Annotated in this window: 1 protein-coding gene; it reads right to left on the minus strand. The window is 64.0% G+C overall.

The window, feature by feature from the left end:
* A partial coding sequence (locus tag BG61_RS38335; protein ID WP_035943583.1) for a non-ribosomal peptide synthetase occupies window positions 1-1,677 on the minus strand: 1,677 nt, incomplete at both ends.

Raw genomic sequence — 1,677 nt, forward strand, 5'->3', positions numbered from 1 at the left:
CTTGCCGTTGGGGGTGAGGGGCAACGCATCGAGGGTGACGAAGGCCGAGGGCAGCATGTAATCGGGCAAGTGTGAGGCAAGATGCTCGCGCAGGGCGCTGGCATCGATCTCGGAAACCAGCGTGACATAGGCGACGAGTTGCTGATCCTGCGCATCGTCGTGGCGCGCACGCGCGATGAGCACCGCTTCGCGCACTGCCGGATGACTGGCGAGCTGAGCCTCGATCTCGCCGAGTTCGATACGGAAGCCCCGGATCTTGACCTGATGATCGTTACGGCCGAGGAATTCGATATTGCCATCGGCGCGATAACGTGCGAGATCGCCCGTGCGATACATACGCACACCCGGAACGAACGGACTGGCGACAAACCGTTGCGCGGTGAGTGCCGCGCGCCGCAGATAGCCGCCCGCGAGACCTGCACCGCCGATATAAAGCTCGCCGGTGACGCCAAGGGGCACGGGGCGCAGGTATTCATCGAGCACGTATGCCTGCGTGTTGGCGAGCGGCTGTCCGATGGGAATGGACGTGCCATAGGAGATGGCATCGCTCAGCGCATGGGTCAGCACACCCACGGTCGTTTCGGTCGGCCCATAGTGATTGAGGATGCGCAGCCCGGGTTTGAGTGCCTGCAAGGACATGATCCAGTCGCACCGGGTCGCCTCTCCGCCCAGCACCAGCAACTGCGTGGGCAACGCCGGTGTATCGAGTGTCACGTCCACGAGCGCCCGCAGGTGCCCCGGCACGATTTTCAGGATGCCGATTTTGCGCTGACGCATGTATTGTCCGAACAGGTAGCCGTCGGAGGTCCGCTCGGTCGACAGCACGTGCAGTTCATGGCCGGCCACCAGGGCACCGAACAGGATCGTATGGCCGAGGTCGGTGGCGATCGTCGAGGCCAGGGCCATGCTGCTCGGCGCGGGCACGTTCATCTTGGCCAGCACGCCGCTCAGATAGTTAGCAAGGTTCCGGTGACTCAGGACGACGCCCTTGGGCTTGCCGGTGGAGCCGGACGTGTAGATCACATAAGCCGGGTGTTGCGGACGCGCGTCGATGGCGGGATCGGTGTCGGGACAGGCTTCGATCAGACTCGTTTCGGTGTCGGGGCATACGACGGACAGGTTCTGCGCAACGTCCGAGAGGTGCTCGAGAAGCTGTGTCTGAGTGACGAGCAGCGACACGTGCGCGTCGTCGAGCATGTACCCGAGTCGCTCCGCGACAGAGGTGGGATCGAGCGGCACGTAGGCACCCCCGGCCTTGAGAATGGCGAGCAACGCGACGATCATGCCGATGCCGCGCTCCATGCACAGCGCCACCCGATCTTCCGGGCGCACCCCGAGCGCGATCAGGTGATGCGCAAGCCGGTTGGCGCGTGCATTGAGCTGCGCATAGGTGAGCTGCTCGTTCTCGAAGACCAGCGCGACGGCATCGGGCGTGCGTTGAACCTGTTGCTCGAAGAGCTGATGAATGCACAGATGCTCCGGATAAGCCGCAGCGGTGTCGTTCCAGCGTTCGAGCAGCGCGTGTTCTTCGGGCAGCACGAGTTCAAGCGCATGCAGCGGCGCATCGGGCCGATCGAGTGCCTGTTCGAGCAAGCGCGTGAAGCGTTCGCCCAGCCGGGCGATGGTGGGTTGATCGAACAGGTCGGTGGCGTAGCTGAAGCTGCCGGCCAGGCCGTC

The sequence above is a fragment of the Caballeronia glathei genome (assembly GCF_000698595.1).
Taxonomy (GTDB): domain Bacteria; phylum Pseudomonadota; class Gammaproteobacteria; order Burkholderiales; family Burkholderiaceae; genus Caballeronia; species Caballeronia glathei.